We start from the raw sequence: 24,452 nt of genomic DNA, 5'->3' as shown, positions 1-24,452 counted from the left end.
TTAAGCGTCCAGTTTCGCGATTTCGATGGCGGCGGCGACGGCGGCGTGAGCGGCTTCGAAGCCTTTGTCCTCCTGCGAACCGCTCAGCCCGGCCCGGGCGAGGGCCTGCTCCTCGGTATCACAGGTCAGCAGACCGAAGCCCACAGGCTTGCCGGTCTCGACCGCGATTGTGCTCAAGCCCTCGGTGGCGGCAGAGCAGACATACTCGAAGTGCGGTGTGCCACCGCGGATGACCACGCCCAGGGCGATGACGACGTCGTGGTGGTGAGCGGCATGTGCGCTGATCACCGGCAGTTCAAAGCTGCCGGGGGCGCGCAGCAGGGTGTAATCCTGGATGCCGATGCTGTGCAGGAAGCGCTCGGAGCCTGCAATAAGTCCGTTCATGACAGTGTCATGCCACCGGGAGGCCACCACTGCCACGCGCAGGGAAAGATCCTGGGCGGCTTTGGTGAGCTCGTTGAGCTCGTGCTCGTCGATATGCGGAGTTCCGGTGGAGCTCATTTCTCTCCCTGTTCCTCGTTGGTGGTGATCTGTTCGGAAGGGTACTGCGGGTTTGCAGTGGCTGTTGTGACCGCCTCGGTGAGGGTGAGGTGGTCCAGCATATGGCGCATTTTGTCCCGCTTGGTGCGCAGGTAGCGCTCGTTGTGTTCGCGGACAATGCCGGTGGAGGGCACCTGCTGGACGTTCAGCCCGGCGGCAGCCAGCACCTCCACCTTGGCGGGATTATTGGTCAGCAGCCGCAGTGTGGAGATACCGGCTCCGTGCAATACGGCAGCGGCACCGGTGAAGTCGCGCAGCTCCGCGGCGAGGCCGAGCATTTCGTTGGCCTCCACGGTATCTGCGCCCTCTTCCTGCAGCTTGTAGGCGCGCATCTTGTTGGCCAGTCCGATGCCTCGTCCCTCGTGGCCGCGCAGATAGAGCAGATGTCCGCCCTCGGCCTGAACGGTCTCAAGGGCCGCGGCCAGCTGCGTGCCGCAGTCGCAGCGGTGGGACCCGAAGACGTCTCCGGTCAGGCACTCTGAGTGCATCCGGACCAGCGGCGGTTCATGCTTTCCATTACTGCTGGAGGAGCTTCCCGGGGCGGACAGCAGGATGTGTTCGTGGCCGGTTTTCTGCTCGGTCCACACCTGGGCGTGGAAGATTCCGTAGTCGGTCGGCAGGTTGACCACCGGACCAGGTACCACGAGTTTCTGCGCCTCTTCGCGGGGCGAGTCCCAGGAGGAGAGGTAGGACTCCCGCACTGCATCCGATGTGGCTTCACCGCCGCGGTACTCAATGAGGTCAGCGATGCTGATCAGCGCCAGATGGTGTTCATCGGCGAAGTCGCGCAGGGCAGGCAGCCGCATCATGGTGCCGTCGTCGTGCACAATCTCAGCGATGACCCCGACTTCCGGGTAGCCAGCCAGCCGGCAGAGGTCTACGGCGGCCTCGGTATGCCCGTCACGCCCCAGCACTCCTTCGACGTGCGCGATGAGCGGGAACATGTGGCCGGGGCGGGTGAAGTCAGCGGCCTGGGCGCCAGCATCGGCGAGCGCTCGGGCGGTGATGGCCCGATCTGCGGCACTGATGCCGGTGCTGGCCACGGTGATCGCGTCGCAGCTGATGGTGTAGGCGGTGCCTTTGGGGTCTTCGTTCTGTGCTGTCATCGGAGGCAGCTGGAGATGCGCCGCCCGCTCGGCGGTCATGGGCACGCAGAGCACACCGGAGCTGTGCCGGATGGTCAGGGCCATCAGCTCTTCACTGGCCACCGCGGCGGGGAAGATGATGTCGCCTTCGTTCTCACGGTCGGCGTCGTCCACCACGATCACCGGGCGTCCTGCGGCCAGCTGATCCAGTGCCACTTCGATGGGATCAAGCACTGGTGCGGGGCTGGTGGGCTTGGGAACTGCCGGCAGGGTGTCGGAAGCGGCGCTGTCAGCGGGCTCAGCTTCTGCCGCCTGTGAGACCTCGAGTTCGCCCTGGAAGGTCAGCATGCGCCGGGTGTACTTAGCCAACACATCCACTTCGATATTGACGTTGCTGCCCGCTGCAAGGCCCCCGAGGGTGGTCTCGGACAGGGTGGTGGGAATCAGGCCCACCTCGAACCAGTGGCCGCCGGTTTTGTCTGCGCCGGTGGCGGTGATGGTCAGGGAGACCCCGTCGATAGCGATGGAGCCTTTCTCCGCGATGTAGAGGGCGAGATCCGCGGGCACGCCGAAACGGTAACGGCCATCGTTGAGGTCCTTCTCCAGCAGTTCACCGATGCCGTCCACATGCCCTTGGACCACATGGCCGTCCAGGCGTGCACCGGCTGGCAGGCAGCGCTCAAGGTTCACTCGGTCTCCTGTGCTGACCTGGGAGAAAGTGGTCCGCTTCAGGGTTTCGGGGATGAGCTCGACGGCGATGACCTCACCTTCGATACTCACAGCGGAGACGCAGACCCCGTTGACAGCGATGGATCCGCCCAGGCCCAGCCCCTCGGTGTGCCCCGGCGCCTGCAGCACCAGGCGTTCCACTCCCTTAGCGGGGTCGGGGGTGCGCTCAAGCACCTGACCGGTGCCGGTCACGATTCCGGTGAACATGCGTCTCCTTCTGGTTCGGGCTTGAGGTGGATGCACACATCTGAGTCCATGGTGCTGACGGCTCCGCCGTCGGTGGGGTCGAGGGCGAATCGTCGGGCCTGGGCCAGCGTGGTGACTCCGATATCTCCAAGGGAGCTGCGGCCAACACCGAGCAGCATCGGCGCCACATAGGCAAAGACTTCGTCCACCAGGTCAGCGGCGAAGAACGCCGATAGAACGCTCTGGCCGCCTTCGACCAGCACATGTTTGACCGGGTAGCCCCCGTGGGTGGTTCCGGCCAGGGTGCGAAGCGCCTCCAAGGGGTCGCGGGTCCGCAGCTGAATCCAGCCGTCCCCCTCGGGCTGGTGCTGTTTCAGGATGGCGTCTTCGGGAATGTCCCTCAGGCCCATCACGCAGCGCAGCGGCTGGGAGTCAGCCAGCTCGCCGTCGTCGTTACGTGCGGTCAGCCGGGGGTTATCGATATGCGCGGTGTTGGTGCCGACCAGGATGGCGTCCACACGCTGGCGGATCCGGTGGGTGTGGCGGCGGGAGGGTTCGGAGGTGATCCACTGGCTGGTGCCGTCGGCGGCGGCGATCTTGGCATCCAGTGTCTGGGCTAAGTGAACGGTGACGAAGGGCCGCTGCTGGGTTTGTGCGAGGTTCCAGCGATGGTTCAGCTTGGTGGCTTCTGCTTCAAGAACACCGGTGACGACGTCGAGGCCGCGCCCCACCAGCAGCGCCGCGCCTCCGCCGTTGGCGCTGGGATCTGCGGCTGCAGTGACAACGCGTGGCACACCAGCTTCCTGGATGAGGTCGGTGCAGGCGGGCTGGCGCCCCCGGTGCCGGCAGGGCTCGAGGGTGGTGTAGAGGGTGGTGCGTGAAAAATCAGTGACACCGGCTGAGTGTGCAGCGCGAAGCGCATCGCGCTCGGCGTGGAAAGTGCCGGCTCCGCGGTGGTGGCCAGTGGACAGAATAGTGCCGTCCTCGTCTGTGAGCACCGCCCCGACAAGGGGGTTTGCTCCACGGGGACCGAGCTGCGCGGCCTCGAGGGCACGACGCATGGGGCCGTTGTCGGCATCAGCCGTAGGCATTAAGCGTTCTCCTTCTGTGCCACTCCCATCCAGACTGTGACTGTCGGTGCTGGAATTTCACCAGCTCAGCCTCCTGAAGGAGGGTCGCGGACTCTGACCGCCGGTTCGGACTTTCACCGATCCCGTAAGCACGTGCGGACTATCTTGCCATAGACACAACAAAGCCCCGGAATCAGTTGATTCCGAGGCTTCATCGTTGTTCATCAGAGCGGATGACGAGATTCGAACTCGCGACCCTCACCATGGCAAGGTGATGCTCTAGCCAGCTGAGCTACATCCGCATCAGATCCATACTACTGGATCCGTGCGCGATACTGGGATCGAACCAGTGACCTCTTCCGTGTCAGGGAAGCGCGCTACCGCTGCGCCAATCGCGCTTATTCAGCTATTGCTTGTCAGGGACTGCTCCCTGACTTGCGAGGTGGGGACGGGAATCGAACCCGCGTATACGGCTTTGCAGGCCGCTGCCTCACCACTCGGCCACCCCACCAGGGTTCTACCGGGCTCAGTGTCCCTTCCTGCGAGCGGATGACGAGATTCGAACTCGCGACCCTCACCATGGCAAGGTGATGCTCTAGCCAGCTGAGCTACATCCGCATTTCGTCGGCGCTTTTTGGGCGTTTCGACGACATGAAACTCTAACCTACATGTCACCTGAGAGTCCAATCGGCGGGCTGAGCCCCGGATTCACAAGGATGTCCGAGGCTCGTGTCAGACTGGATTTCTTATGACGGATCCACGACTTGCCCACGCCACTGAGTTCGGCCGGATGTACTCGCGTTCGCTCTCATCTGCCCCCGAAGTTCCCTCCATCACCACGGTGATCGCCCAGGAGGCGAAGGATATGACCGGGTGGGCGGGGCATATGGCCGCCACAGAGCTGGTGAATGATCCACGACTGCCGGGTGCAGTGGGTTCTGCGCCGACTCTTCGCGGATTGGCGAGGGAGGCGTCCTCGGCGGCGGAGCGCTTCCGGGACGCGGCGGCCGCGCGCGGGGACCGTGTCCATGCCTATGCTGAGCAGGTTTCTCTTGCAGCACTGGGCGCGCCGGGAGCGGATCCCGACGGCGCCCGGCGGGTTCTGGCTGAGCACGGTGATGCGCGTTTCGCCGATCGGTTTGATGAGTGGTGGCAGCTCTATGGGGTGCGCCCGATTGCGGCGGAGACCACTGTGTGGAATCACACAGTGGGTTATGCCGGGACGTTGGATCTGGTGGCGGAGATCGGCGGACGGCTGTGTTTGATCGATTTCAAGACGAAGGGGCTGACTCGCGACGGGCGGGCTAAGCCGCTGAGCGAGTCGGTGGTGATGCAGTTGGTGGCCGGGTTGCGGGCTGAAGAGATGCTGGTGGATCCGGTGGCGGGAACGTGGTCCCCCTGGGCTTACGGGCAGGGGGCCGGCGGTGAGGACGCGATGCTTCTTGCGGTGGCGATTTCTGAGGCTGAGGTAGTGCCGGTGCAGGCTAGCCCCGGTGGGCTGCGGGCGCACTGGCGTAAGTTCTGGGCATTGCGGCAGGTGTGGGAGCACTCTCGGGCAGTGACGGAGACCGGCCGCGCGTTGCGGCCGATTGGCCCGCCGCCGGCTGGCGCTGGGGTTGGTGCAGTGACGCCCCCTGCCCAGGCCTCTGGTGATATGCAGCTGGCGGGACCTGGTGCAGATACCGATAGTGGAGCGCGCCGGGCGGACCGGTGGCCGGGACTGTGAGTGGAGCCGTGAACGGAGTAGCGAATGGAGTAGCGAACGGGGCCGTGAGTCAGCGGCCGAGCCAGTTCCCGTCCTCGTCGTAGCGGTCCTGGTAGATGGCCGGAGGTCGGTCCCCGGGTTCGATGGTGAACGGCCCGTTGCAGCCGTAGTCGGCGGCGTCGCGACAGGCCCCGGAGACCAGGCGCTGGCTGGTGCGCCAGATGTCAGCCTCACCGGGTGAGGCCGCTGCGGTGGTACTGCCGGGGATGGCAATCCAGCCGGAGTCCTCGACTTGGAACTCCCCGATGAATCTGGTGGTGACTTGGACAGGGTAGACGCCGGTGGATGAGTAGATGTGACTGGTGGGAGTCTCGGCGTCGGTGAGGTTGATGCTGTTGTTTGTCTCTGCGAAGTGTGCGGCAGATTCCCCTGCACGGCTGGTGGTTCGAACGGTGCCGTCGCCGTAGTCGAAGGTGTACTCCACGGGGATAGCGCGGATCTGCACTGTGTGACCCAGGAGCTCTTCGGTGAGCGTCTGTGTTTCTACATCGGCAAAGACATTCGTGTGACGGTTGATGTACCCGAATCCCTGAAGCTGCTCTTCAAAGGCGACGCGACCGCCATCGATCGGCAAGCGGGAGAACTCGTCAACGACGGTTGTGTAGACCAGTTCATGAGCCGGAATCTCCTCAGCAACTTCGGTTTGATCAGGGGCAGGCGGGGCCACCGCAAGCTCGACAGGTTCTTCGTCGGTAGACGGACATTCCGCAGGCCCACCCGCTGCCAAGCCTCCGATGAGGAACCCCACAGGGCAGTCTCGCGGTAGAAGATCCCAACAGGAAGGGTCGGATGCGCCGCTGTTTGTGCAAAAGTTACGGTTGGAGAGGAGTCCTGAGAGCCTGTCCCCCGGAGTATTTTCATTGTGAGGGATGCTTCGATTTTCCAATGAGCCCGTAGAGCGACTTGGATGCTCTATTTGCCGGACTCGTTCGCCACCACTTTCTCCTGTCGACCCTGGCTCCCGCTCCACGCTGCGCGGGTAGCGCCTCACGGATTCGACATCAGTGCTTGACCAGACTTCCGCCGCGTCATCCCTCCAGCTACCCGAGAACCGCTCGGCTTCGCCATTATGACTCTCGCTGCCGAACGCGGGGACAGTTGGCGACCAAATAAGTGCCACTGACAGAACAACACCTGTGACGAAATGCGAAGAATCCACGGCTCACTCCTCTCCACCAGGAGCAGTCTCCTCATCTGAGCCTAAGAATGCCAGCTCACCGACCTTCCAGGAACCCTCTTCGAACACGAGCAGCGAGTGCCACGCCCCTTCTCCAGCGCCCGCCTCTTCGAATGCCAGTTCGCCGTCCCAATAACCTTCATAGTCGTTCTCAATTACACGAAACACGGCCTCCGCTTGATCGGTTAGACCGTCCCATTCCATCGGGCGCACCCAGACACCTACAAACTCGTCCGGCTCTTGAACAAACCAGCCCCTTTCGTACATTCCGTCAATATTGTCAATTTGCGATTCGCAGACTCTGCACTCGCTGCTAGAAGCGCCCTCCAGAGGTTCCGTGTCCCCAGTGTTTCGCGAGTATGCCCGCACCTCCACCCAGTGCCGCAGAGCCGCCTCTGCCCCCTCTTCGGTGGGGTCGTATATCTCATCGGGCGGATCGGGAACAGGCCAGTTCTGGGCTGGCCCTTCGGAGGATGCGGGTACCGGCGTGGTGTCATCGCCATCGTTCACTTCCGAATCTTCGGCTGCAGGATCACTGCTGGCGGCTCCCTGACCATCTCCCTCCGCCGCTTCCCTAGCACTAACCTCGGCCTGAGATGCGGCCTCGGGATTCTCACTGCCATCAGCACAAAGGTGTGGGGCGTTCTGCATCGGCTCGCAGCCTTCCGCGCCATCCGCACCTGAGCACGCGCTCAGGACGAGAAGCCCGATCATTCCGAGCCCGGCGCCGCCACGCCCCGGTGAACGGCGAAACCACGACCCGTGTCGGCCTCTGCCCTTCGACCTTTCGGCAGCCGCAACCTTGTTCTGCACCCATGTCCCGTCAACCATTTGCCGATACACCCGTTCCGCAAACCGTCTGGCACGGTCTGCCCACCATCTGCTCCTCGGGGGCACCAACAGCTCCGCCCCTACCGTCCGCTCCCCACGGTAATAAGCCCTGCTCCTTGTGACCAGGGTCAAATCCCGCCTGTGGATAAAAGCTACGACCGTGCATAGGTCGCCCGTCAGGGGAGTGAGACCGCTGACCTGGGGCTAAACGCAATCAAACTGCCAGGACGGAAACCGGACCAGACTATTCGAATCTTTCTTCTATGAACCCTTGTCAGACCACTGGATTAGAACATATAATCGAATCATGGACACGAAACTAGCTCAGTCGCTGCGGCACGCGGACCTGCGTGTCGGCCAGAACAGCGTGTCCGACCAGGCCTGCCCCTCTTCGGCACAACCATCTGCTCCAACCGAGCTATGGGAGGCCGAAATGACCGTAAGACGTGCTGAAGCCCACCAGGTCTCAATACTCGTCGACTATGTCCAGGCCTTCTGCCGGACTCGCGCCGATGAACGCGAGCGGCGCTACCAGGACTTCATAAGCCTTGGGATGGACCAGAGTGCCAGCGCCTTGAAGAAACAAGAGCATCGCGAAGCTAGAACTGATGAATCCGCCGCACTCCTCTACGCAGCCCGGGCAATGCGCACCTCTGAGTACCGCGCCTCAGCGCTCTTCAGCGCTTCCTCCCACGCCAGAACAGCCCTCCCCAACGTCTGGCAAGCGTTCCTTTCAGGAAAAATCACCAGCACCGCACTGAGCCGTATTTCCCGGACCAGCCGTGACAGGCTCTGCGACAAGTCATCCCGCGCCGACCTCGATGCCCTAGCACCCGAATACGCAGAGCATCACCGTCCACGCGAACTGGAACGCTGGCTCACTCGGTTCACGGCCGTGGCCGAACCAGAAAATGCAGCAGACCGCTGCCAGCGGGAACTCGATCAGAGAACCGTCTCCGTTCGCCCCGCAGATGACTTCGAGAACATGTCCTGGTTCAGCGCTCTCCTACCCACCCCCACAGCGGTAGCCATTAAGCGACGCCTTGACGCAGTAGCTCGGTCGCCCCAACAACCAGTTCCCTACGACCCCATCACCGCAGCCCTGAGTGCCTCCGCTACTCGCAAAGCTCACATACGGGAGTGCATCGCCGCCTACCGCGGTCTGACTACGCCGCGGGACATCTGGACAGGAGAACCGCTGCGTGGGGGCACACCGAAAACCCCGGAGGAGCCCACCATCGTGAGCCTGCCCCCGAGCCCGGAATCGCTCACCGCCGAGTCGCTTCCCACTACCTATCACGACGGCGACACACGTACTCTGGCCCAGCGCGCGGCAGATCAGCTCAGCGCCTGGATCCTGAACGGCCGCTCCGAATCCGCGATCACCATTGACGCCCACATTGGTCTTTTGGTGGCAGAAGAAACTCTCACCGGGGAATCAAACCATCCAGCAATAAGCCGCGACCGTAGCCACACCCTGCCAGCCGAGGCTGCGCTAAACCTCATTAAGGATCCGGCAGTAGTCACCACTTGGCATGAGCTCCGCGTTACACCGCACCACCAGGACAATTTTCAACGCAAAGACCCACCTCCACTTGGGCCGTCCGCTCAGGAATATGACACGCTCTCCCACCAGTACCTCGGACGGTTCCCACCTGAACGGCTGCGCCAAGCCATCTGGTTCCGGGACGGCACATGCCAGGTACCCGGCTGTACGGTACCTGCAGAGAACTGCGATATTGACCACGTCCAGCCGCATCCTGAAGGCCCCACCCGCGGGGACAACCTCCAGGCGCTATGCCGGCGTCATCATCGGATCAAGACAGCAGGATTCGATGTTCTGATCACACAACCCGGATCTGGAATCCACCGCGCAACTGCGGAAACGCTGATACCGCGCACCGCAGAATCCCAGCACCGAATCACCAACACCGCATCAGGCTCACGCCACAGATGAGAGAATGTCCCCCATGCCTGTGCTGCCCATCCGCATGATCGGTGACCCCGTCCTGCGCACACCCTCAACGGCTGTGCCACTGAATACCGCAACCCCAGAACCCCGTATCCAGCAACTCATTCAGGATATGGAGGCCACCAACAAAGACGCCGGCGGAATCGGAATCGCAGCACCACAGGTAGGCGTCAACCTTCGCATCTTCACCTGGGACGTAGAAGGGCACCAGGGCGCAGTCATCAACCCGGAGCTCCAGCTGATGGGCGAACCAGCATTTGTCCCCCGCCAAGCACCCACTGAAGAAGACGCCATACTTCGTGAAGGCTGCCTATCCGTACGCGGCGGGATTTACGGTCCGGTCAAACGCCACCCCCACGTGGTTCTCACCGGTTACGACAGGGCAGGAGAACCACTGCGGATCCAAGCCGACGGCCTCCTCGCAGCCTGCTTCCAGCATGAACTCGACCACCTTGACGGCAAACTCTTCCTGGACCGACTCGAAGGCGATCACCGCAAGACTGCCATGCGTGCACTGCGTGAAGGGAACCCTGCATGACCGAATCTGCTACTCACCCCGCACAACCCACCAGCACCCCAATCCTGTTCGCCGGCACCCCCGAGATCGCCGCACAAGCTCTGCGTGGAATCATTGCCGCCGGCTACAACGTCACAGCTGTCCTCACTCGGCCCGACGCCCCTGTGGGCAGAAAAAAACAACTGACCCCCTCGCCCGTTGCGCAGGCTGCAGAGGAAGCCGGAATTCCGACCATTAAAACCGCCAAAGTCGACGCAGACATCACTAATCAGGTCCAGCAGACTGGAGCCCGGCTCGGCATCGTCGTTGCCTATGGTGCCCTGCTGCCGCAGCCCGCGCTGGAGGCGCTGCCGCTGGGCTGGGTCAACCTGCACTACTCACGGCTGCCGCAGTACCGCGGCGCCGCCCCCGTGCAACACGCCATGCTCAACGGCGAAGCCACCACGGCCGCCACAATCTTCCAGCTTGAAGCCGGAATGGACACCGGCCCGGTCCACGCCAGCGCCGAATACACCATTCCCGAAGCCACCTCTGCAGGGACGGTCCTGACCGAACTGACGACCCTTGGGACCTCGTTGCTCACCAAACTGCTCCCGGACCTCCTGGCAGGCAACTCACAACCAGTACGCCAGCAGGGCACCCCCAGCCACGCCCCGAAACTCACACGCGAAGACGCCTACATCGACCCCAGCGAACCGGCAGAACAGCTGGTCAACCGCATCAACGCGACCATCCCCGAGCCCGGCGCCTGGACCCTCAATGGCGAAAACCGCCTCAAACTTGGTCCCACCAGGCTCTACCACGGCGACCTCTCTCCAGACGCCACCCCCGGACGTGTACTGCAAGCGATCTCGGACCGCGCGCCGGGAGACTCCCTAATTGTGCTCACTGCAGGAGACGCACGCGGGGTTGTCCTGACCCAAGTCCAGCCCGCCGGTAAAGCAATGATGAACGCCGCTGACTGGTTCCGCGGCCAACAAGGCACCGTCACCTTAGGAAGCGCAGCATGAGCGAATCACACCGGAACCAGAGCCCCCACGAGGGCGAACGTAGAAACGCCAAAGGACGTCAGCGCAACCGCGGCAGCCGCAGCGCTTCCGAGCACAGCGCCGCAGGCTCTCGTGGCGAACAGAGCGGCCGATCCAGCCGCCAATCTGGGCGTCAATTCAGCAAGAACGCTCCCTCGGCCCGCAGCCGCCGCTCGGACCCTGCCCGCCTAGCGGCGTTCCAGGTACTGCGCGCGGTCTCCCGCGACGATGCTTACGCCAACCTTGTCCTTCCTGCAGAGATCCGCCGCGCCAAGCTCGATAAGCGCGACGCCGGATTCGCCACCGAACTCACCTACGGCGCCCTGCGCTCAGAAGGCACCTATGATGCTGTGCTCTCCAGGTGCGTAGACCGGGAACTCAGCAAACTCGACCCACCAATCCTCGACGCGCTGCGGCTAGGGGCACATCAGCTGCTGGCGATGCGGGTCAATACCCATGCCGCCGTCAACGAGACGGTAGCCCTAGTCCGCGATCAAATCGGTGCCGGCCCCTCCGGCCTGGTCAACGCGGTCCTGCGACGTGTCGCGGAGAAGACCCGTGACCAGTGGCTGGACGTCATCGCCGAAAACTCCACCGGCGACGACGCCCTCGGCCTGCGGCATGCCCATCCCTCCTGGGTGGTTCGCGCCCTCAGACAATCGCTGAAGCTGCGCGGACGTGCCGAAGACATCGAAGCGCTCCTTGAATCCGACAACGCCGCCCCGGAAGTCCATCTGGTCGGCCTGCCCGGACTTCACGGCGACGCCGGCCCCCATCACTTGAAATCAGCCGTCACCGCAGGAGCCACCCCCTCGGAGCTCGTCGAAGGCGCCGCGATCTTCCGCGGCGGAGATATCGGCCGCCTCGAAGGAGTCCGCGAAGGTCAGCTGCGCGTCCAGGACATCGGCTCGCAATGGATCGCTCAAGCGCTGACCGAACCAGCCGTACAACCAGCAGAACGCTGGCTGGATCTCTGCGCCGGGCCCGGCGGCAAAGCCGCTCTACTCGGAGCGATCGCTGCTGAGTACGGCGTGACTCTCACCGCCAATGAGCCTGCCCCACACCGTGCTGAACTGGTGACCAAGGCCCTGGCCGCCGTCGACCCCTCGGCCTGGAGCGTGCGAACAGGCGATGGCCGCACGCTCAGTTCAGACCCCGAGTTCTACACGCCCGAGCAGCCTTTCGACCGCATCCTCATCGATGCCCCCTGCACAGGTCTGGGCGCCCTGCGGCGCCGTCCCGAGTCCCGGTGGCGGCGCAAACCCAGTGGCCTCGCCGAGCTGACTGTCCTGCAGGAGGACCTACTCGACGCCGCCGTCGCCGTCCTCGCGCCGGAGGGCCTGCTGGCCTACGTCACCTGCTCCCCACATGCAGCTGAAACCATCGCTCAGGTGGAAGACCTGCTACGCCGACACTCCGAACTGCAGCTGCTCGACGCCCACGAGCCCATGGCTGCAGTGGCACTTCCCCAAGGACAGAAGCTGCTCGAAGAGACACGCTCGACCACCTCGGCCAACTCCAACCCCGTCATCGCCAAGACTGTGCAGCTGTGGCCGCATATCCACGGAACTGACGCTATGTTCTTCGCACTGCTGCAGAAGAAGCCAGACTGACGCATCTAGGATCAGAGACGTGACTTCGATTCATCCCAGCATCCTCAGCGCCGACTTTGCCAACCTTGCCGCCGAACTCCAGCGCATCAGCAGCGCCGATGCCGTCCATGTGGACGTGATGGACAACCACTTTGTTCCCAACCTCACCCTGGGACTGCCGGTAGTGAAAGCCATCCGTGAGGCCACCGACCTTCCCCTGGACATCCATCTGATGATCGACGACGCTGACCGCTGGGCGCCGGAATATTCTGAGGCCGGTTGCGAGTCCGTGACCTTCCACATCGAGGCCGCCGCACGTCCCAAAGAGCTGGCTCGCATTCTGCGCTCCCACGGGTCGAAAGCGGCTATGGCCGTCAAACCCGGGACCGAGCTGGAACCCCACCTGGAGATCCTCAGCGAGCTGGACATGCTACTGATCATGACCGTAGAACCGGGCTTCGGCGGCCAGTCGTTTATGGAAGCGATGCTGCCGAAGATCACGGCCGCACGGCAGGCAGCAGACGACCTCGGAGGCACGGTTGCTATCCAGGTCGACGGGGGCATCAACCGGGACACCATTCTCCGTGCCGCCGAAGCGGGGGCGGACACCTTCGTTGCAGGCTCCGCCGTCTATTCGGCCGCGGACCCCGACGCGGCCATCGCGCAACTGCGCAAGCTTATTCGAGGAAGTTAACCGCTCCCCGCCTCACCGCTACGTCGTAGGTGCGGCTGAGGCTGGTCCGGACAGCGAAAACCGGCGGCGGTCTCAACCTTCCCCTGAAGAGACCACCGCCGGTGTGCTCGCCAGTCTACCCGAAACTGCGGTCTTGTGCGGCCCTCGCACCTCCCAGGATTCAGCCCCGGGGAAATCAGCGGAAGCCGAATCGCGGCTGGACCACCTTCGGCGCCGCGGTTGGCTGCAGCTCCTCGTGGCGCAACTCCTGGATGGCCGCCTCAAAATCATCGAGATTCTCGAATCCGCGGTACACGGAAGCGAAGCGCATATACGCCACCACATCCAGACGCTTCAGCGGTCCCAGAATGGCCAGGCCGACGTCGTTGGCGTCTACTTCAGCGTTGCCGGAGGCACGGATGGCTTCCTCAACCTCCTGAGCCAGCACAGCGAGGTCGTCATTGGAGACGGGGCGGCCCTGGCAGGCTTTGCGGACACCGTTGATGACCTTGGAGCGGTCAAACGGTTCAGCTGCTCCCGAGCGCTTGATCACGCTGAGGGAGGTGGTTTCCACCGTGGTGAAGCGCTTGGAGCACTGAGGGCACTGACGACGACGGCGAATACCGGACCCGTCTTCCAGTGTGCGGGAATCCACCACGCGTGAGGCATCGTGACGGCAATAGGGGCAGTGCACTTTTTATCTCCTGTCTGGAGGGGCCTCCTCTCCCCTCAGGACACCAGTCTACGCACTACATATTGGGCCCAACAAACCCACTAGCACTACATCTAGTACTGGAGCGATGCAGTTCCCCCCGCGAGAGCCGCTATTGAGGCCAGCTCAAGTCTCCAGGCAGGTGGGGCCGAGAATGACCTTCAGATCTCCATAGAGCGACGGCGAGGGATTCACCCGGAAGTTCTCTACCCGGATCAGCTCGTACTTATCCGGATAGACCAACTTGATATGCATATCAGCATTGCCGGCATGGGCCTTCAAGGTCTGCCCCAGTTCCGTGACGATCTTCTCGGTGGCCTTCTGCACCGGCATCGACACCACCACCGGGCCGGTCACACCGTCCTCGGTGATCTCCGGGACTGTGACATCCATGGCCTTGAGGACCACCCCGCCGTCGTCGCGGCGGTCCACCTGCCCCTTAATCGAGACGATCAGGTCCTCGGCCAGGACCATAGACACCGCCTGGTAGGTCTTGCCGAAGAACATCACTTCGATGGAACCGACCATATCCTCCACTGCGGCGCGGGCATAAGGATTGCCCGACTTAGCGACCCGGCGTTCCAGGGCGGTGATCATGCCGCAGATGGTGACGATTGCGCCATCCGGCGGGCCTTCTTCACCCATGACCGAGGCGATAGACCGATCCGCATGCTGACTCAGCGTGCGCTCAAGGCCCTGGAGGGGATGATCTGAAACATAGAGTCCGAGCATTTCGCGCTCGAAGGCGAGCTTGTCCTTCTTATCCCACTCCGGAAGCTGGGGCACCTGCACGGCATCAAAGTCCTCCATGCCGTCGTCCCCAGTGGACATCGCCCCGAAGATATCGGTCTCGTACTGCAGCGAGTCCTTCTTCTTCTTCACTGCTTGATCGATGGCCTGCTCATGCACCGCCACTAGTGAACGGCGCGTATGCCCCAGCTCATCAAAGCCGCCGGCCTTGATCAGCGATTCGATGGTGCGCTTATTGCAGACATGCAGCGGCACTTTTTTGAAGAAGTCACTCAGGGACTCATACGCTCCCTGCTCGGTGCGGGCCTCCACCATGCCAGCCACCACATTGGCACCCACATTGCGCACCGCGCCCATGCCGAAGCGAATGGTCTCATCACCGACAGGTGTGAAGGTCAGCTCGGACTCATTGATGCTCGGTGGTGTCACCGTGATACCCATGCGGCGGCACTCGGAAAGGTACATCGCCAGCTTGTCACGGTTCTCACCGACCGAGGTCAGCAGCGCTGCCATGTACTCCGCCGGGTAGTTCGCCTTCAGATACGCAGTCCAATACGCGATCAGACCATAAGCGGCAGAGTGAGCCTTATTAAACGCATACTCGGAGAAGGGAACCAAAATATCCCAGAGCGTTTTAATGGCCTCATCGGAGTAACCGTTGGTCTTCATACCCTCAGAGAAGGGGACATACTCCTTATCCAGGACCTCTTTCTTCTTCTTGCCCATTGCGCGGCGCAGCAGATCTGCTTGGCCCAGCGAGTATCCCGCCACCTTCTGCGCGATCGCCATGACCTGCTCCTGGTACACGATCAGACCATAGGTGGTGTCCAGAATCTCAGCCAGCGACTCTTCCAGCTCAGGGTGGATCGGGGTGATCTCCTGCAGCCCATTCTTGCGCAGCGCGTAGTTGGTATGGGAGTTGGCGCCCATCGGCCCCGGTCGGTAGAGCGCGATGGTCGCGGAAATATCTTCGAAGTTATCCGGACGCATCTGCCGCAGCAGGGCACGCATGGGCCCGCCGTCGAGCTGGAACACGCCCAGAGTGTCACCGCGGGCCAGCAGCTCATAGGAGGGCCGGTCTTCCAGGTGGAGAGTCTCAAGATCGATCTCCACACCCTTATTGAGCTTCACGTTCTCCAGAGCATCGGAGATGATCGTGAGGTTTCGCAGCCCCAGGAAGTCCATCTTGATCAGGCCCAGGGTTTCACAGGTGGGGTAGTCGAACTGAGTGATGATGGCGCCATCCTGCTCACGCTTCATCAGCGGGATGATGTCGATCAGCGGGTCCGAGGACATGATGACGCCGGCGGCGTGCACACCCCACTGCCGCTTCAGTCCCTCCAGACCGGTGGCCAGATCAAAGATCTCTTTCAGCCGCGGATCGTTCTCCACGGTCTCGCGCATCTCACCGGCCTCGGCATAGCGCTTGGACTTCTCATTGAAGATGTCCCCCAGCGGCATCGGCTTGCCCTGGGCGTCCGGCGGCATCGCCTTGGTCAGCCGCTCACCGGTGGCGAAGGGCTCCCCCATCACACGTGCTGCGTCCTTCAGCGCCTGCTTGGATTTGATGGTGCCGTAGGTGACGATCATCGCCACCCGCTCGTCACCGTATTTGTCCACCACATAGCGGATCACTTCGGAGCGGCGACGATCATCGAAGTCGACGTCGAAGTCGGGCATGGAGACACGGTCAGGGTTCAGGAAGCGTTCGAAGATCAGACCGTGCTGCAGTGGGTCCAGGTCAGTGATGCGCATCGCATAGGCCACCATGGAGCCTGCACCGGAACCACGTCCGGGACCCACCCGGATCCTGTTCTCCTTTGCCCAGTTGATGAAGTCGGCCACCACCAGGAAGTACCCGGGGAAACCCATCTGGGTGATGACGCCGATCTCGTACTCAGCCTGCTTACGAACCTCATCGGGGATGCCCTGCGGATAGCGGTAGTGAAGCCCCTTCTCCACTTCCTTGACGAACCAGGACTGCTCCGATTCCCCATCCGGCACGGGGAATCGCGGCATATAGGAGGCGGATTCGTTGAACTCGACCTCGCAGCGCTCAGCGATCAACAGCGTGTTGTCGCAAGCCTCCGGGAAGTCCCGGAACAGATCTCGCATCTGCGCGGCGGACTTCAGATAGAACTCTTCGGATTCAAACTTGAAGCGCTTGGGATCATCCAGGGTGGAGTTGGACTGCACGCACAGCAGCGCCCCGTGGGCCTTAGCGTCATGGGCGTGGGTGTAGTGCAAGTCATTGGTGGCCACCAGCGGGAGATTCATCTCCTTGGCCAGGCGCAGCAGGTCCTGCTTGACCCGCTTCTCCACCTCGATGCCGTGGTCCATGACCTCGCAGAAGAAGTTGTCCTTGCCCAGGATGTCGCGGAAGTCCGCCGCAGCCTGCTTGGCTTCCTCATACTGGCCCTGCCGCAGGCGGGTCTGAATCTCACCACCTGGGCAGCCGGTGGTGGCGATGATCCCCTTCCCATAGGTCTGCAGAATCTCGCGGTCCATACGCGGCTTGTAGAACTGGCCTTCCAAGGAGGCCAGTGAGGAGGCCCGGAACAGGTTGTGCATACCGGCGGTGGTTTCAGCCCACATGGTCATATGGGTGTAAGCACCGGAGCCGGAGACATCGTCCACACCATCGCCGAAGCGCACACGGGTCTTATCCCTGCGGTGAGTGCCAGGGGTTAGATAGGCCTCGACGCCGATGATCGGCTTGATGTCGTGCTGTTTGGCCTTCTTCCAGAAGTCGTAGGCACCGAAAATGAACCCGTGGTCAGTGGTGGCCAGGGATTTCATTCCCTGAGCGCGGGTCTGCTCGAAGAGTTCGTCAAGCTTGGCCGCGCCGTCGAGCATCGAATACTCGGTGTGATTGTGCAGGTGGACAAAATCCTTGCTCATCATGCCTCCAGAATGCCCTGAGTCTCTGACATCGCTGCGCGCCGGAAGCGCTGCTTAATCATGAAGCAGGTCAAGTGCTTGTGTCAGATCCTTGGCGTGCTCGCTACGGTAGCTGACCCACTCCCCCGATGCCGGATGGCTGAAGCCCAGCTCTACCGCATGCAGCCACTGACGCGTCAGTCCCAGCTCGGAAGCCAGGTAGGGGTCGGCCCCATAAGTGAGATCCCCGGCCAGGGGGTGCCCCATGGCGGAGAAGTGAACGCGGATCTGGTGAGTTCTCCCGGTCTCCAGAGTCACATTCATCAGACTCGCCCGACCATAGGCTTCGATCAGCGTGTAGTGAGTACGCGCATCACGTCCATCGTCGACGACGGCGAAGCGCCAGTCATGCCCGGGGTGCCGGCCGATGGGCGCATCAATGGTGCCCTCGTGCGGATCGGGCAGTCCCTGCACCAGCGCATGATAGGTCTTCTTCGGCGTACGGTTGCGGAAAGCGTCCTTGAGCACGCTGTAGGCCCGCTCAGTCTTGGCCACCACCATGATTCCGGAGGTACCCACATCCAGGCGGTGCACAATGCCCCGGCGTTCCTGGGCCCCTGAGGTCGCGATCTCCACGCCTTGAGCCAGCAGTCCACCGATTACCGTGGGGCCGCGCCAGCCCGGTGAGGGGTGTGCCGCCACACCCACAGGCTTATCGACGACGACGATATCGGCGTCCTCATGCAGCAGTACCAGGTCTTGCACGGCTTCGATCCTCAGCTCATTGGGGTCACTGGGCTCCGGGATGTCTACGGTGATCCGGGCTCCTGCAGGCAGCTTCTCAGACTTCTTCACCACCGCACCGGTGGCACGGCTGTCCTGCGTATGGTGCTGCGGCCGATCCTCCGCCCAGCCGACCCGCCCGTCCTGCAACCACGCGGCGGCCTCAGTACGAGAGATATCGCACAGCCCGGCAAGGACAGCGTCGGCACGCTTTCCGCGGAGTTCTGCGGGGACTGTGAAGTCGGTGAGACCGTAAGCGGCGTCGTCGGCCTCGATGAGCTCGTCAGCGGGCGCGGTGATCTGGTCAGCGGGCACTGTGGTCTGATCAAAGGTCTCAGCGCGGGAATGCTCAGTCATGAGTGTTGGCCTCGTCCTGGTTCATAGTCTTCTTGGGCTTCTTGGCTTCACGGCTGCCGTCCATGTTGATCCCGAATACCATCAGCGCGCACAGCAGGATGATCGAGCACACGATGAAGGAGTCGGCGATATTGAAGATCGCAAACTGCGGGACGGAGATGAAGTCCACCACATGGCCCTGTCCGAAGCTGACGAAGCTGCCATCGACCAACGACGGCGCCCGGAACAGCCGGTCGGTGAGGTTGCCCGCAACTCCTCCGGCCAACCCGCCCAACCCCAGTACCCAGAGCCAGGAACCGCCGAGTTTACGGAACGTCACCAATGCGAAGACCAGCACCGCCGCTTGAATCAGGGTGAAGATCCAGGTGTGGTCGGTGCCCATGGAGAAAGCAGCTCCGGGGTTGAGGTGGTAGCGCCAATAGAGCACCGGCGGGAGCACATCAATCTGCTGTCCCAGGGTCATGGTGGTTTCGACCCACACTTTGGTGGTCTGGTCGAGAACAAAGGCAAGGGCCGCGATGCCTCCTGCGAGGAGGATCGCGGCCCTGCGGCGTGGTGTTTTGGGGGATTCGGACATCCCCACGATTCTACGTGATAGTCATCCGGCTTAGGCGCCGGTGGCTTCCTTCTCGATAGAACCCTTAGTGTTCAGCTCGTTGAGCTGGCCCTCGATGTAGTCCTTCAGGCGGGCACGGTAGTCGCGCTCGAAGCCCGTCAGTTCACTGACGCGGGATTCCAGCTCGGACTTCTTGCGCTCCAGCGCATTCAGAGTCCGGGTGGAGGTCAGCTCGGCCTCTTCGATCATGTTCTCCGCGCGGGTCTCCGCCTCGGTCACAATCTCAGTGCGCTTGCGCTCAGCCTCAGTGATGTACTGCTCGCGGGTGCGCTCACCTTCAGTGATGAGCTCCTCACGCTTGCTGGTGCCCTCGGTGATGAGCTCTTCGCGCTTGGACTCGCCCTCGGAGATCAGCTCAGCACGCTTGGACTCACCCTCGGCGATGTACTGCGTACGAGTCTGCTCACCCTCGGTGATGTACTGCGCACGAGTCTGCTCGCCCTCTGCGACGTACTGGTCGTGAAGCTTCTGGGCCATGGCCAGCACACCAGCTGCAGAGGCGGCGTCGTCCCCGGACGCTGCAGGCGCCGGCTTGGGGCGCTCCTGAGCGGGACGGGTACCCAGCGCGTACTCCGGGTAGGCGGTGATGCTGGGGTCAGCCTTGTACTCGGGCTGCTCGGCGCTCGCTCCGGACTCCGAGGGGTCTTCATCGGTGATCCGGTCAACGGTACCGGTCACCTCGGCGGCGGTACCTGCGTAGCCGGAGAGTCCGGCGTCGTTGAGGTCATCGGGCTCGACGTGGCGAGGATCGTTGTCCAGCTGCTCCTGGAGGGAGGCGACCTTGGCCTCGAGCTCCTGATTCTCCTGGAGAAGCCGGCGCCACTCAACGACGACCTCATCGAGGAAGTCGTCGACCTCGTCCTTGTCATAGCCGGGGCGGAACTTGGTCTCCGGGAACTCCTTGTTCAGGAGGTCTTCGGGTGTCAGGGCCATGCGGTGTCACCTCATCGAGTGGCTGTACAAGCGGGCGGGATTGCGTCATCGCACAGAATACCCATCAGGCACTTTCGCCTTCGACCTCAACCTTCAAGTCAGGGTTTCAGGCCTTCAGGCCGTCTTAGGCGCGCGAATCAGAAGGCGATGGCGACCAGGACGCGCTGCAGGATGACAACGGCCAGGAAGACGATGATGAAGCCCATGTCCAAGGAGATGCCGCCAAGGTTCAGCGGCGGAATTTTACGCTGGACAAACTTAATCGGCGGGTCCGTTACTGAATACACGCCAATGGCGAGCATCAGCGCGAGTCCCTTGGGACGCCAGCTTCGGGCGTACTGCTGAGTGATATCAAAGATGATCCGGATGAGCAGCATCAGCTGATAGATGCTCAGCAGCAGATAGAGCGGTGCAAGGAAGAAGTCCACAGGTGGAAAGGCTACCCGAACTGAAGCGAATCAGGACTGGTTGAAGAATTTGGCGCTGCCCTCAGCCGGCACTGGAGCGGCCTGCTCCTCCGCGAGGACCTCCACGTTCTTCGGAGTCAGCAGGAAGACCTTATTGGTCACCCGCTCGATGGAGCCGCCCAGACCGAAGACCAGGCCAGCAGCGAAGTCCACCAGTCGCTTTGCCTCGGATTCCCCCATCTCCGTGACATTCATGATCACCGGGATGTCATCACGGAAGGACTCGCCAATGACTTTCGCGTCATTGTAGGAGCGGGGGTGGACGGTGGTGATCTTACGCATTTCTGAGCTCTCATCCCGGGAGGAGGGGGCACGCTTAATAGGGGTCACGGGGGCCCGGTAGTCGGGGTCCACGGCCAGGTTGCTACGGTTGTAGGCACCGGTGGTGTTCTCCGGCTCCTCGGCACTGGAGGCACGATCAGCAAGGGAGACGACGGCGCCAGTCGGCTGAGCGGCAGTCGCGCGCCCGGAGTGCGCGGCACGCACTGAGCTGGTCTGCTGCGCCGAGGCCGGCGGCTGTGCTCCGGTGGAAGCTGCAGCTCGCTCGGAGCTGCTCTCTGCACGGGCGGAGGAGCGCTCCTCGTTGCCGAAGCTCTCCTCCTGATAGTCATCACCATCGGCCAAGCCGAGGTAGATCATGGTCTTCTTCAGTGCGCCGGCCATGAGATTCTCCTGGGGAAGGTTGTGGTTAGCTTCAGGCCCTGCGGCGATTGGATAACCGCTGGCGACCTGCGTGACTCAGAGATTACCCGGGATAAGGTCGCGAGCCGAGGACATCGCGTCCTATGCGTAGGTGTGTCGCCCCGCTTGCCACCGCAGCTTCTAGATCCTGACTCATACCTGCTGAGATCCAGTGCGCCTCCGGGTGTACGCCGCGGAGGCTGCTGGCCAGCTGCTGCAGCCTGTCGAAGGCAGGCTCGGCCGGTTCCCCCAGCGGAGCGACAGCCATGAGGCCTTTCAATTGCAGACCTGTAGCCTGAGCAATCTGGGCGGCCAGTTCCTCCACCTTAGCCGGGACTGCTCCGCCCCTGCCGTCGTCGACGCCGGGCTCGCGCAGGTCCACCTGGATCAAGCAGTCCAAGGGGGCTGTCCGCTGCCCCTCCTGCAGGGCCTGGTCTGCAGCTTTAGAGAGTGCAGTGATCAGCTTGCTGCGGTCTACCGAATGCACCGCGGAGGCGTATCGCGCCACGGATTTGGCTTTATTGCTCTGCAGCTGTCCGATGAAGTGCCAGTTCAGTCCCGCCGTCGATATCGCGGTATGGACAGCCTTGGCTGCGGCTTCCTGGTCCTTGTTCTCTCCCACCTGGCGCACACCCAGCTGGTAGAGACGCTGGACATCTGCTGCCGGAAAGTACTTGGTGACAACGATCAGCTCGGGACGGTCCAGTCGGCCGGTGGCAGCACAGGCCGTCTCGATTCGTTGGTGAACGCGCTGAAGTCGGTCTCTGAGCTCATCTGTCCGGGGATCTGTCACGCAGGTCAGTGTATCTCCGCAGTGCAGCACGGAATCTCTGGCCGTGGAGCGCGTGTCAACCGACTCAGCGCTGCCAGATCAGTCCGGCAATGCGGCCCTCTGCGGCACCTGTCTGCTGGCTGCCGCGATGAGAATACAGCGCCGCATCCTCTATGGTGCAGCCGAAGATATCGCTGACCAGGACGCCCTCGGCTTCAAGGACACGGCCCGCCTCCGCCCTGAGATTCAGTGCGGGTGTCCCCCAGCTGGTGGTGGAAGCCAGGGCGGGTCGCTGCACAGCCAGTTCATCAACCATCTGCTGCGGTACCTCGTAGCAGTCACCGCAGGCAGCGGGGCCTATCCACGCGCTGATCTGCTGCGCACCGTGCTCACGCAGTGCTGCGACGGTGTTCTCCAATACGCCGCCCAACAGACCGATCCGCCCGGCGTGGGCAGCTGCGGTGAGGTATTCGGACTGCCCCTGCGCTGATGGTTCACGTGTGGCGGCAAAAAGCACCGGAAGGCAGTCTGCGGTCATGATCGCCAGCGGCTGCCCCGCCTCAGGAGAAATCCAGGCGTCTCCAGTCAAGACGGTCCGGGCTTCTAAATGATCTGTTCCTGGGTGGTGATCTGTGGTCGGCGTTGATGTGGTCGATGTCTCTGCGCTCGGTGTCTCTGCGGCGTTGTGAACCGTCGCAGAATGCACTTGGTTCAGAAACTTCAGCGAGCCCGGGGGGATCTTCATATGCTGTTCGACCCTGGTCCGGTTCTTAGCGCCGTTGACCCCGGTGTTCAACGACATGGTGCCGGCAGCTGTTGAGGTGAAGGCCAGTCTGAGCGGACCATGATCAGCGCTCCACCAGAAGGGCTCATTGCCTCGGTCCGGTCCTGCCGGCGCTGTTTCTGCGGGTGGCTGCTGTGACGTCACCGCTTCAGTATCCCGCATCGCTGCGGCGCATGGGGCTGGAACGGGAGGGCGAGGATGGTCTAAGGATGCAGAACGGGGGCACCCCTGCCTGGAGCGGCAGGCGGTACCCCCGTGCGCGATGGGAAGGTTATCGCCGTAAGTCTGTTGCCCTATTTCTACTTCAGGAAATCAGGAACGTCCAGGTCATCGTCGTTCTTGCCGGTGTAATCCGACTCGATGATCTCCGGGATCTCCTCCTGGGAGCGGGCCGCGGGGGCCGGGCTGGAGATGCGCGGCTGCGGTGCAGTGTCCTGGGAGGCTGCCGAAGCTGCTGGTGCGGTGGCACCAGCTACAGGGGCCACCGGAACCGCTGGACGCTGCGGCGCAGGGGCGGCCTGCTGCGGTGCCGCCGGGCGAGAGGTGGCATCCACCTGGTCGAATCCGGCCGCGATAACGGTCACCCGAGCTTCATCTCCCAGCGCGTCATCGATCACCGCACCGAAGATGATGTTGGCCTCTGGGTGGGCCACTTCCTGCACCAGGCGGGCGGCCTCATTGATCTCGAACAGGCCGAGATCAGAACCGCCCTGGATGGAGAGCAACACACCGTGGGCGCCGTCGATGGAGGCTTCCAGCAGCGGGGAGGCGATGGCCAGCTCTGCGGCTTTGACGGCTCGGTCTTCCCCGTTCGCCGAGCCGATGCCCATCAGCGCCGAGCCTGCACCCTGCATGACCGACTTCACATCTGCGAAGTCGAGGTTGATCAGGCCCGGGGTGGTGATCAGGTCGGTGATGCCCTGCACGCCGGAGAGCAGCACCTGATCAGCTGACCGGAAGGCATCCAGCACCGAGACATTCTTATCCGAGATGGAGAGCAGACGGTCATTCGGGATCACAATGAGGGTGTCGACCTCATCACGCAGCGCTTCGATGCCGGATTCGGCGGAGCTGGCACGACGGCGGCCCTCGAAGGTGAACGGCCTGGTCACCACGCCGATGGTCAGCGCGCCCAGGGACCGGGCGATACGTGCCACGACGGGCGCACCACCAGTACCGGTGCCGCCGCCCTCGCCGGCGGTGACAAAGACCATATCGGCCCCGCGCAGGACCTCTTCGATCTCTTCTGCGTGATCCTCGGCAGCCTGGCGTCCCACATCGGGGTTGGCGCCGGCGCCCAGACCGCGAGTCAGTTCGCGTCCCACGTCAAGCTTCACATCGGCATCGGACATCAGCAGCGCCTGGGCGTCAGTGTTGATGGCGATGAACTCCACGCCGCGCAGGCCCACCTCGATCATGCGGTTGACGGCGTTGACACCGCCGCCGCCGATGCCGACGACCTTGATCACGGCCAGGTAGTTGTTCGGTGTAGCCACGTGAGTTTGTCCCTTAGCTCTCGAAAGTCTTAATGCACGAAGACCCCAGCTGCCCT

21 protein-coding genes, 4 tRNA genes and 1 riboswitch are annotated in these 24,452 nt (G+C 62.8%); of the genes, 6 read left to right on the top strand and 19 right to left on the bottom strand.

The window, feature by feature from the left end; genetic code table 11:
* The 7 genes from ribH to ABEA23_RS09840 all read right to left on the bottom strand — a co-directional run bounded on the left by ribH (position 1) and on the right by ABEA23_RS09840 (position 4,228).
* On the bottom strand, positions 1-501 hold the full coding sequence (gene ribH, locus ABEA23_RS09870; protein ID WP_345477839.1) for a 6,7-dimethyl-8-ribityllumazine synthase: 501 nt from the start codon (positions 499-501) through the stop codon (positions 1-3).
* Positions 498-2,561, bottom strand: a complete 2,064-nt coding sequence (gene ribB, locus ABEA23_RS09865; RefSeq protein ID WP_345477838.1) for a 3,4-dihydroxy-2-butanone-4-phosphate synthase — start codon at positions 2,559-2,561, stop codon at positions 498-500. Before ribB ends, ribH begins: the two co-directional genes overlap by 4 nt.
* The gene (ribD, locus tag ABEA23_RS09860) at positions 2,543-3,631 is read right to left on the bottom strand and encodes a bifunctional diaminohydroxyphosphoribosylaminopyrimidine deaminase/5-amino-6-(5-phosphoribosylamino)uracil reductase RibD (RefSeq protein WP_345477837.1); all 1,089 of its coding nucleotides are present in this window, start codon (positions 3,629-3,631) and stop codon (positions 2,543-2,545) included. The genes ribB and ribD overlap by 19 nt, the downstream gene beginning before the upstream one ends.
* A 14-nt stretch (positions 3,632-3,645) precedes the next feature.
* A riboswitch (FMN riboswitch) is annotated at positions 3,646-3,765 on the bottom strand.
* A 73-nt stretch (positions 3,766-3,838) separates the two neighbouring features.
* Positions 3,839-3,912, bottom strand: a tRNA-Gly gene (locus ABEA23_RS09855).
* A 24-nt stretch (positions 3,913-3,936) separates the two neighbouring features.
* Positions 3,937-4,008, bottom strand: a tRNA-Val gene (locus ABEA23_RS09850).
* A 42-nt stretch (positions 4,009-4,050) separates the two neighbouring features.
* Positions 4,051-4,121: transfer RNA gene (locus tag ABEA23_RS09845), tRNA-Cys, on the bottom strand.
* A gap of 33 nt (positions 4,122-4,154) precedes the next feature.
* Positions 4,155-4,228 (bottom strand) — tRNA-Gly (locus ABEA23_RS09840).
* Positions 4,229-4,358: 130 nt separating this feature from the next.
* On the opposite strand from ABEA23_RS09840, the gene ABEA23_RS09835 reads away from it, so the two are divergent.
* Positions 4,359-5,336, top strand: coding sequence for a cytochrome (locus ABEA23_RS09835; RefSeq protein WP_345477836.1), 978 nt, complete (start codon positions 4,359-4,361; stop codon positions 5,334-5,336).
* 49 nt (positions 5,337-5,385) lie between these two features.
* Here the strand turns inward: ABEA23_RS09835 and ABEA23_RS09830 are convergent, their stop codons facing one another.
* Both ABEA23_RS09830 and ABEA23_RS09825 read right to left on the bottom strand, forming a co-directional pair.
* Entirely contained in the window at positions 5,386-6,042 is a 657-nt protein-coding gene (locus ABEA23_RS09830; protein WP_345477835.1) for a hypothetical protein, read from the bottom strand.
* Between the two features lie 495 nt (positions 6,043-6,537).
* On the bottom strand, positions 6,538-7,203 hold the full coding sequence (locus tag ABEA23_RS09825; RefSeq protein ID WP_345477834.1) for a DUF6318 family protein: 666 nt from the start codon (positions 7,201-7,203) through the stop codon (positions 6,538-6,540).
* A gap of 487 nt (positions 7,204-7,690) precedes the next feature.
* On the opposite strand from ABEA23_RS09825, the gene ABEA23_RS09820 reads away from it, so the two are divergent.
* From ABEA23_RS09820 to rpe, 5 genes are read left to right on the top strand one after another with little or no spacing between them, the layout of a single operon-like run.
* Positions 7,691-9,340, top strand: coding sequence for an HNH endonuclease signature motif containing protein (locus tag ABEA23_RS09820; protein WP_345477833.1), 1,650 nt, complete (start codon positions 7,691-7,693; stop codon positions 9,338-9,340).
* Between the two features lie 4 nt (positions 9,341-9,344).
* Positions 9,345-9,893 (top strand): peptide deformylase, encoded by a 549-nt coding sequence (def, locus tag ABEA23_RS09815; RefSeq protein WP_345477832.1) that lies wholly within the window; start codon positions 9,345-9,347, stop codon positions 9,891-9,893.
* Positions 9,890-10,882 (top strand): methionyl-tRNA formyltransferase, encoded by a 993-nt coding sequence (fmt, locus tag ABEA23_RS09810; RefSeq protein ID WP_345477831.1) that lies wholly within the window; start codon positions 9,890-9,892, stop codon positions 10,880-10,882. Before def ends, fmt begins: the two co-directional genes overlap by 4 nt.
* Positions 10,879-12,513, top strand: coding sequence for an RsmB/NOP family class I SAM-dependent RNA methyltransferase (locus tag ABEA23_RS09805; RefSeq protein ID WP_345477830.1), 1,635 nt, complete (start codon positions 10,879-10,881; stop codon positions 12,511-12,513). Before fmt ends, ABEA23_RS09805 begins: the two co-directional genes overlap by 4 nt.
* Positions 12,514-12,532: 19 nt before the next feature.
* Positions 12,533-13,186, top strand: a complete 654-nt coding sequence (gene rpe / locus ABEA23_RS09800; RefSeq protein ID WP_345477829.1) for a ribulose-phosphate 3-epimerase — start codon at positions 12,533-12,535, stop codon at positions 13,184-13,186.
* A 175-nt stretch (positions 13,187-13,361) separates the two neighbouring features.
* Here the strand turns inward: rpe and nrdR are convergent, their stop codons facing one another.
* From nrdR to ftsZ, 10 genes are all read right to left on the bottom strand, one after another.
* A complete protein-coding gene (gene nrdR / locus ABEA23_RS09795) occupies positions 13,362-13,859 on the bottom strand; it encodes a transcriptional regulator NrdR (protein WP_260072976.1) in 498 nt (165 codons plus the stop codon).
* A gap of 144 nt (positions 13,860-14,003) precedes the next feature.
* Positions 14,004-17,531 carry a DNA polymerase III subunit alpha gene (gene dnaE / locus ABEA23_RS09790; protein ID WP_345477828.1) on the bottom strand — a complete coding sequence of 1,176 codons (3,528 nt, stop codon included), beginning with the start codon at positions 17,529-17,531 and terminating at the stop codon, positions 14,004-14,006.
* A 51-nt stretch (positions 17,532-17,582) separates the two neighbouring features.
* Entirely contained in the window at positions 17,583-18,647 is a 1,065-nt protein-coding gene (locus tag ABEA23_RS09785; protein WP_345477827.1) for an RluA family pseudouridine synthase, read from the bottom strand.
* Positions 18,640-19,224, bottom strand: coding sequence for a signal peptidase II (locus tag ABEA23_RS09780; RefSeq protein WP_345477826.1), 585 nt, complete (start codon positions 19,222-19,224; stop codon positions 18,640-18,642). Before ABEA23_RS09780 ends, ABEA23_RS09785 begins: the two co-directional genes overlap by 8 nt.
* A gap of 30 nt (positions 19,225-19,254) precedes the next feature.
* A complete protein-coding gene (locus ABEA23_RS09775; protein ID WP_345477825.1) occupies positions 19,255-20,196 on the bottom strand; it encodes a DivIVA domain-containing protein in 942 nt (313 codons plus the stop codon).
* A gap of 137 nt (positions 20,197-20,333) precedes the next feature.
* The gene (locus ABEA23_RS09770) at positions 20,334-20,624 is read right to left on the bottom strand and encodes a YggT family protein (RefSeq protein WP_081652477.1); all 291 of its coding nucleotides are present in this window, start codon (positions 20,622-20,624) and stop codon (positions 20,334-20,336) included.
* A gap of 30 nt (positions 20,625-20,654) precedes the next feature.
* Positions 20,655-21,326, bottom strand: a complete 672-nt coding sequence (locus ABEA23_RS09765; protein ID WP_345477823.1) for a cell division protein SepF — start codon at positions 21,324-21,326, stop codon at positions 20,655-20,657.
* Between the two features lie 82 nt (positions 21,327-21,408).
* Positions 21,409-22,137, bottom strand: a complete 729-nt coding sequence (locus tag ABEA23_RS09760; RefSeq protein ID WP_345477822.1) for a YggS family pyridoxal phosphate-dependent enzyme — start codon at positions 22,135-22,137, stop codon at positions 21,409-21,411.
* A gap of 64 nt (positions 22,138-22,201) precedes the next feature.
* Positions 22,202-23,044, bottom strand: a complete 843-nt coding sequence (locus ABEA23_RS09755; protein WP_345477821.1) for a purine nucleoside phosphorylase YfiH/LACC1 family protein — start codon at positions 23,042-23,044, stop codon at positions 22,202-22,204.
* Between the two features lie 155 nt (positions 23,045-23,199).
* Positions 23,200-24,396 carry a cell division protein FtsZ gene (ftsZ, locus tag ABEA23_RS09750; protein ID WP_044492970.1) on the bottom strand — a complete coding sequence of 399 codons (1,197 nt, stop codon included), beginning with the start codon at positions 24,394-24,396 and terminating at the stop codon, positions 23,200-23,202.
* Between the last annotated feature and the right edge of the window lie 56 nt (positions 24,397-24,452).

The sequence above is a fragment of the Nesterenkonia rhizosphaerae genome (genome assembly GCF_039544555.1).
GTDB classification, from domain to species: domain Bacteria; phylum Actinomycetota; class Actinomycetes; order Actinomycetales; family Micrococcaceae; genus Nesterenkonia; species Nesterenkonia rhizosphaerae.
The sequence above is the reverse complement of the archived record's forward strand: the minus strand, read 5'-3'. Positions and strand labels throughout refer to the sequence as shown.

What these genes read in the sequence shown, in the direction of transcription:
- ribH (WP_345477839.1), bottom strand. Translation starts at nt 501, where the DNA reads ATGAGCTCCACCGGAACTCCGCATATCGACGAGCACGAGCTCAACGAG.
- ribB (WP_345477838.1), bottom strand. Translation starts at nt 2,561, where the DNA reads ATGTTCACCGGAATCGTGACCGGCACCGGTCAGGTGCTTGAGCGCACC.
- ribD (WP_345477837.1), bottom strand. Translation starts at nt 3,631, where the DNA reads ATGCCTACGGCTGATGCCGACAACGGCCCCATGCGTCGTGCCCTCGAG.
- ABEA23_RS09835 (WP_345477836.1), top strand. Translation starts at nt 4,359, where the DNA reads ATGACGGATCCACGACTTGCCCACGCCACTGAGTTCGGCCGGATGTAC.
- ABEA23_RS09825 (WP_345477834.1), bottom strand. Translation starts at nt 7,203, where the DNA reads ATGCAGAACGCCCCACACCTTTGTGCTGATGGCAGTGAGAATCCCGAG.
- ABEA23_RS09820 (WP_345477833.1), top strand. Translation starts at nt 7,691, where the DNA reads ATGGACACGAAACTAGCTCAGTCGCTGCGGCACGCGGACCTGCGTGTC.
- def (WP_345477832.1), top strand. Translation starts at nt 9,345, where the DNA reads ATGTCCCCCATGCCTGTGCTGCCCATCCGCATGATCGGTGACCCCGTC.
- fmt (WP_345477831.1), top strand. Translation starts at nt 9,890, where the DNA reads ATGACCGAATCTGCTACTCACCCCGCACAACCCACCAGCACCCCAATC.
- ABEA23_RS09805 (WP_345477830.1), top strand. Translation starts at nt 10,879, where the DNA reads ATGAGCGAATCACACCGGAACCAGAGCCCCCACGAGGGCGAACGTAGA.
- dnaE (WP_345477828.1), bottom strand. Translation starts at nt 17,531, where the DNA reads ATGATGAGCAAGGATTTTGTCCACCTGCACAATCACACCGAGTATTCG.
- ABEA23_RS09785 (WP_345477827.1), bottom strand. Translation starts at nt 18,647, where the DNA reads ATGACTGAGCATTCCCGCGCTGAGACCTTTGATCAGACCACAGTGCCC.
- ABEA23_RS09780 (WP_345477826.1), bottom strand. Translation starts at nt 19,224, where the DNA reads ATGTCCGAATCCCCCAAAACACCACGCCGCAGGGCCGCGATCCTCCTC.
- ABEA23_RS09775 (WP_345477825.1), bottom strand. Translation starts at nt 20,196, where the DNA reads ATGGCCCTGACACCCGAAGACCTCCTGAACAAGGAGTTCCCGGAGACC.
- ABEA23_RS09765 (WP_345477823.1), bottom strand. Translation starts at nt 21,326, where the DNA reads ATGGCCGGCGCACTGAAGAAGACCATGATCTACCTCGGCTTGGCCGAT.